At 59.1% G+C, this 5,688-nt stretch carries 7 protein-coding genes; 3 read left to right on the top strand and 4 right to left on the bottom strand.

Going from position 1 to position 5,688, the window contains the following annotated elements; genetic code table 11:
* Positions 1–343: 343 nt before the first annotated feature.
* A complete protein-coding gene (locus tag LH128_RS31900; RefSeq protein ID WP_083910090.1) occupies positions 344–610 on the bottom strand; it encodes a helix-turn-helix domain-containing protein in 267 nt (88 codons plus the stop codon).
* A 385-nt stretch (positions 611–995) separates the two neighbouring features.
* Between LH128_RS31900 and LH128_RS03750 the strand changes: the two genes are divergently transcribed.
* Positions 996–1,292 (top strand): integration host factor subunit alpha, encoded by a 297-nt coding sequence (locus LH128_RS03750; protein ID WP_008828247.1) that lies wholly within the window; start codon positions 996–998, stop codon positions 1,290–1,292.
* 192 nt (positions 1,293–1,484) lie between these two features.
* On the opposite strand, the gene LH128_RS03745 is transcribed toward LH128_RS03750, so the two are convergent.
* Positions 1,485–1,784: a hypothetical protein gene (locus tag LH128_RS03745; protein WP_008828246.1), complete on the bottom strand. Its 300-nt coding sequence runs from the start codon at positions 1,782–1,784 to the stop codon at positions 1,485–1,487.
* Entirely contained in the window at positions 1,781–2,014 is a 234-nt protein-coding gene (locus LH128_RS03740; RefSeq protein ID WP_008828245.1) for a hypothetical protein, read from the bottom strand. The genes LH128_RS03745 and LH128_RS03740 overlap by 4 nt, the downstream gene beginning before the upstream one ends.
* Positions 2,015–2,441: 427 nt before the next feature.
* On the opposite strand from LH128_RS03740, the gene LH128_RS03735 reads away from it, so the two are divergent.
* Entirely contained in the window at positions 2,442–3,353 is a 912-nt protein-coding gene (locus LH128_RS03735) for an SHOCT domain-containing protein (protein WP_008828244.1), read from the top strand.
* A gap of 361 nt (positions 3,354–3,714) precedes the next feature.
* Here the strand turns inward: LH128_RS03735 and LH128_RS03730 are convergent, their stop codons facing one another.
* Positions 3,715–5,214 carry a nucleotidyltransferase domain-containing protein gene (locus LH128_RS03730; protein ID WP_172704928.1) on the bottom strand — a complete coding sequence of 500 codons (1,500 nt, stop codon included), beginning with the start codon at positions 5,212–5,214 and terminating at the stop codon, positions 3,715–3,717.
* Between the two features lie 247 nt (positions 5,215–5,461).
* Here LH128_RS03730 and LH128_RS33100 point away from each other — a divergent pair, with 247 nt between their 5' ends.
* Entirely contained in the window at positions 5,462–5,644 is a 183-nt protein-coding gene (locus tag LH128_RS33100) for a hypothetical protein (protein ID WP_172704927.1), read from the top strand.
* Positions 5,645–5,688: the final 44 nt, after the last annotated feature.

The raw sequence follows: 5,688 nt of genomic DNA, 5'->3' as shown, positions 1-5,688 counted from the left end.
GGTGGCGCAGTGTGTGGTGAATGACCTGGCGCGAGGTTGGTGCTGGGGATCGGCGTCCTCGCCGGTCCCCAGCATGGCCAAGAGAACCGGCCCCGAAGGGGACGACAACAGCCGCAGGCTACTGCGCCGTGCGTGGGTCAGGAGCGTCGTGAGAGGCTAGACGGGAGGGAAGGGGCTCCCCAACGAGACGCTCGGTCTATGAGGCTCGTTACAGGCCCGCTGACGGTGAAGGCAGGGCGCCCCGGGCAAGGGATCGTAACCCGCAGGGCGGAGACCCGCAGGGGCTCCGGGAGCCGCAGGCGACTAGAGCCCGGTCTCGCCGCAGGCGAGATGACCCCGAACTTCATGGGGGTGCGGACGAGCCACCCTCCATCGGCGTCAGCATCTCGATCACGGAGACGCCCGGTGCATCCGCAAGATGTTCAAGTGTGAGGAGGGTTGGATTCGCTTTTGCTCGGCTAATCAGTGAGATATGAGACGTCGCTATGCCGGAGCGTTCCGAAAGCGCGGTCTGTGTCATTTTCCTCGAGGCGCAGTGAAAGCTAAGCCTTGCGGCGAGATTCCGCTTCAGGGGCGACGGCTGATCCAAACGTAAGTGCTGCACATCCATTGTCCCAGGCTCTTTCATACACGTAACGTAGAGTCATTGCCCGGACGTTCCTGCAGCGCAGCTATTCGCCGGCGTATCACTTTTGCAGTCCAACCCGTTGGCGACACGGCTGAAGGTGATGTATGTTGCACTGCTAAATGGCCTCGTCGAAGGGCGTAGCTGTGGGGACATGCCATCAATCAAAGGATGCGTGAACCGGTGATGCTTCAACCGATCCTGTGTATTTTCAATCGCCATACACCCGACCGACACAAGACGCAGTGGGACGGCTTGCATTACGTTGCTCATTGTACGGCGTGCCGCCGCGAGATATATCGCGTGAAATCAAAGTCGTGGCGAGCGATCGGCAGCGGATAGGGGTAGTGTGACGCCGGCAAGGCAAGACGTGGGCACGCTGACGCGCGCGGACCTGGCGGATGCGCTGCATCGAGCGGTCGGCTTGTCCAGGAACGACGCGCTTCACTTGGTAGAGCAGATCCTCGAGCGGATGTCTGATGCGCTGGCGTCGGGCGAGAACGTGAAGATTTCGAATTTCGGGACGTTCCTGTTGAAAGACAAGCCGGAGCGGATCGGCCGCAATCCGAAGACAGGGGAAGAGGCGATTGTTTCGGCGCGGCGCGTAGTGACGTTCAGGCCGAGCCAGGGGCTTCGTGATCAGGTGGCGGGATCTTCCGCACGGTAGGTAGCGAGACCGAGCCACGATCCGTTGCCGCCGCGAAATTGTCGAACGAGGTCACCGCGATCCCAATGGCCGGTGAAGATCCCGCGACGGTTGATGCCGCCAGGAGACGGGCGCGGCGGGTGTCTCGATCGAGGTGCCGCAGAGGTTCCATGGTGTTGACCCTTTCTGCAGGAGCGATCGCGCAGCGATCGGTCAGTTTTCCATGAAGACACGCGCATAGACGAGCGAAGCGGCGAGGGCGGCGAACAGAGCCCATCCCGCTCGTCGGGGGCCGTAGGCGGCTACGGGGATGCCTGCGATGCAGAGCGCGTAGAACAGCATCCAGGGCGCGCGCTCGGACAAATAGGCGCTGATGATGTAGGCGCCGAGACCAAGGAGGGGCGGCGCATCAGCGAGGCGAAGCCGGAATATGCCCGATGCGCGAGGGGGCGCGACGATCAGGGCCATAGGCACCACGCTGAACAGTAGGGCGAGGGGGCGGGCAGCTTTCATGCCTCTTCCTCGTCTTGATAAGGGTCGTGGGCGCTGACCGAGGCAAGATTGATTGCGGTGCCTACCAACGCCCATGCGATTATCGCGACGACTGACCAGGTTTGCCATGTCCGTAGGGGAAGGTCAGCCAAGGTCCCGACGATTGTCACGATGGTGAAGTTAACGATGAGTATGGCCAGAATGGAAATCCATGGCGTCCATAGGGGGCGATCCAACAACTGTTTCAGCATCGATAGCTCCTTCAATGTCATGATCTGATATTATGGGCAGGGGCCCATGGTTCGCCTGAATATCTTTGAAGTATTCGGCGACCAACAAGGCTAGATTAAACGCACGGATTCGTGGCTCACGGGATACTGATAATATGAACTGCTATCGTGTATCGTGAATTGAGAGCGACGCCGACTGATGGCGAGCGCAACGGTAGCTATTCGAACACGGTGGCATGCGCCAGTGAGAGATAACGTGAGCACAAAATCGCGCGTGTCGCGAGTAGAAAATATCGTGTTGCGTGTCGAGATATCGGTCGAGGAGCGTGAGGGCGATTAAACGTGGACCGCCTCGGTGCAACCTGAGGTCGCAATTTCTCCCATGGCACATTGCGATTGCTGCCTCCTTTTGCCAATGACCGATATTGCAACGGGGCAACACTAGAAAATGGTAGATTATAACAAGTTGGAGCAGCTTGGTCGGCTGCGGGATAATGGTGCGCTCTCTTGGGAGGAGTTCGAACGGGAGAAGGCGAAGCTACTTGGTGTAGGCGAGGGGGGGCGGGCTCGAAAGGCGCGCCCGCTACTGATCGCCTTCGTGCTGTTCGTCTTGGCTGGCATTGCGATATATTTCTACGATATCCTCAGTCCCGGTCAGACCCTCAATCAAACTGATCGCGCCACCCCCGACGTCGCGTATACGCTGCCTCCTGAATTTGATGGATCGGCGGCCCCCGTGGCGGCTCCGGCGGAGGCGTCAGATCCTCAGCCGGGCGCGACGCTGGATTGGGCTTTCAGGGAAGGGGTGATTGGCCTCAACCCATCGTTCGTAGAATCCAAGCTAGGTCCGGCGAAGTCAAAGACGTCCACGGATTGGACGTTTGAAGTCCAGGGTTGCAATGTTAGCTACGGCATCAAGGGGAGCGAGATTACGAGCGTTTCGACGTTCGTAAAGGCGGGTTGCCTGCCCAAAGTCGGATCACGAACGATCACGCCGGAAACGACGTTTGCCCAACTTGGTGCCGCGTCCGGTATGATCCGTACGTCCTGTCTTTGGAGTTGCGGCAATTCCTACGACCCCACGATCGACCTTTTCCAGAACGGCTATCACGCAAACAACTTCATCGATGTCCTTTACCAGAGCAGGTTCGGCGATGCCCAGGATAGGGCCAGCGAGCTGTGGCAACAGTCGATCCGTGTCGCCCACGGTATTGGTCCGGAGGATTATGATGGCCAGGATTCGGATTGGTTCCAATGCGTCGCGGGTCCGCCTGCACCCGTAGTGACGGCAATAGGTCCTGAGCACGTGGGTTATGTTACGATGGGCCGTGATCTGAGCCAGGATGGATGCCGTTATTGAACGTGGTTCGCGCGGTGCGGTTAAACCGTCCCGACTTTGAGTGTGGTTAGGGACAAAAGCACAAAGCACGGCTTAACCTATTGGAGATACAGCAGAAAATGACGTATGCTGCGCTGCAGCACGGCTTTGACGATGTGGCGCACTCAGTGCGGGGCATGCCGTGAAATCGAAAGCGCGTGAACCGATGACCTGCAACGATAATATGCCTTCTGAACCGTCATCGACCCGACCGGCACAAGGCTGCGTGGAGTGGACAGCACTATGTTGGACGATGCTCGGGCTGTGGCCGTGAGATTTATCGCCGCAAGTCGAAAAAATGGCGGGCAATTGGCAGCGGATGACCTCGAAATGGGCGCCGTGCTCACGAGGAGCCGTTCGTCAGGGGCGTACCTTTGACCAGGTGATCGGTCCAATAACGCATGCGGGCTTCAATGGCCTTGTGTTCGGCCATGGCAGTGAAGAAATGAATGGTCACGTCGTCGGATGAAAGAGCCCGGACGTACAGGGCATCCGCGTAGACGAGGGCAGCGAGATAGTAGCCGATGATGTCGTCGTATGCGGTCTGCTCGCTCGCGACCATTTTTGGGTCGGGCCCACCTTGCATCACATGATCGGACAGCGAGAGGTTGTAGACCAGGACCCCCGGGCCGCCCGGTTCGATCCGGCGCTGGAGTGCGAGGCATTTGTGTGGGGTCGAGAGGAGGGCGACGGTGTGCCCGTCAAAGATATCGGGCAGGACGGGCAATCCCCTGCTGCGCAGGGCGATTTCGTCGTAGCGACTATAGACCCGCAGATCGCGATCTGCGGAAAGGTCGAAGTCCCGCGCGAGCTTGGCGACATGGTAGTGAGCGCTGGTCGTAGGGCTGAGTGCGAAACTGAGTGGGGAGGGCAACCACACGCCGTTGTAGGTGCAGGGCCAGTTCGCGGGGAGGGGCCGGGGGGTGGGTCGCAAGGCGAGTAGCCGGTCGCGATCCAGCGCTGTGACGCGTGGCCGCATGCCATCTTGCCGGACGGTTGCTTCGGGATGTTTGTCGAGGAGGGCGGGTGCCGCGATGATGCCATTGGCGAGGTCGAAGACTTTCATGCAGGGTTCCGCCATCGCGATCAGCAAACTGAGGTCTCTGGTGACGGCGAATGCGGCGTTTCGGCGTTGGCCGAACAGGTCACGGTCCTGTAGACGCCTGGTCATGTCCCAGATCTCCTTCCGGCCCGAATAAAGTTCACCGTAACGGGCGCGGGTGCGGGCATCGGCGTCGGCCATAGTGACGTGGGCCTTGCGACTCCAACGGATCGCGAGGTCGATATCTCCGACGGTTTCGGCGCTTCTGGCGTGACTTCCGAACAGCCAGATTTCGTCGATCTGGTGGGTATGGTCGGGGTTAGCGTTGTAGCCGGCGGCGGAATCGAGAAGGCCGTTCAGCAGTATGGTCGCTTTGGCGCGAGGAAGACGCGCCTTGCTTGTCGATCCGAGGACGGCATGACCGAGATCCGTCAGCGTCCGTCCACCGGGATCGACGAGACCAGCCTGGATGGCGACATCGACAGCAATGGCATTATCGCAGTGGCAGGCACCGGAGGAGCGCAGCTGGATGGCGCTCGTGAAGCTGCCGGTGCTATCGATAGACCTCAGAATCGCCTTGAGCGTCGTGACGGGAACACCGCCGATCAAGGCCCCGCGGGGGAATGAAAGCATTATTGGTGTCCCATTCGGGAAGGATCGAGAGACCGCGCTTTCATCGGACCAGAAACAGCGATGCGCGGCAAGAGGAGAGGCATCCCTGATGCCGTATCGGTCAAGCGCCAGCCCGGCAGGATTGTTGAACAGGAGGTCCGGCGGTCCCACCGGGCCGGCGTGGAGCAAGACTGTGTCTCGCTCGCGGTGCGAATTCTCGTCAAAATATTAATGAATAGTTAAAATACGCAAATGAATATGCCTCCAGTGTACCTCCTGGCGACCAATGTCGGAAATATCGCCTCCGCCGCTATTGCCGTGTAAGTTTCCGCGCCAACCAGCGATCCGTCATGCAATAGGTATGCTAAAACAAAAATCCGGGTTTGATCCGGATAGATAAATTCATTGGCCGAAGTTAGGATTAGCGATCCAGACAATGATGTTCCGACTGCCAGACAATCCGCTGAAGGAAATAGCCCAAGCCTCAGATGTGACGCTGCGGGAACAACACGCGCACCTGCGCGGGCAAATACCGCTGATGTATGCGCTGATGCTAATCAATGCGGCATTTCTGGGGATCGTAACCCATAGCCCGCCTTATTCACCAAAAGTGTCCTGAAGGGTTGGCGGGAGTGGCGTAAGCCTCTGATCTGAATTAGGAAC

It is taken from the genome of Sphingomonas sp. LH128 (genome assembly GCF_000293195.2).
Taxonomy (GTDB): domain Bacteria; phylum Pseudomonadota; class Alphaproteobacteria; order Sphingomonadales; family Sphingomonadaceae; genus Novosphingobium; species Novosphingobium resinovorum_A.
Note: the sequence above shows the minus strand (reverse complement) of the source record. Positions and strands in the feature narration are given on the sequence as shown.

Bases quoted from the DNA above. Each gene is read 5' to 3' on its own strand.
- LH128_RS31900 (WP_083910090.1), bottom strand. From the start codon at position 610: ATGGATGTGCAGCACTTACGTTTGGATCAGCCGTCGCCCCTGAAGCGG.
- LH128_RS03745 (WP_008828246.1), bottom strand. From the start codon at position 1,784: ATGAAAGCTGCCCGCCCCCTCGCCCTACTGTTCAGCGTGGTGCCTATG.
- LH128_RS03740 (WP_008828245.1), bottom strand. From the start codon at position 2,014: ATGCTGAAACAGTTGTTGGATCGCCCCCTATGGACGCCATGGATTTCC.
- LH128_RS03735 (WP_008828244.1), top strand. From the start codon at position 2,442: ATGGTAGATTATAACAAGTTGGAGCAGCTTGGTCGGCTGCGGGATAAT.
- LH128_RS33100 (WP_172704927.1), top strand. From the start codon at position 5,462: ATGATGTTCCGACTGCCAGACAATCCGCTGAAGGAAATAGCCCAAGCC.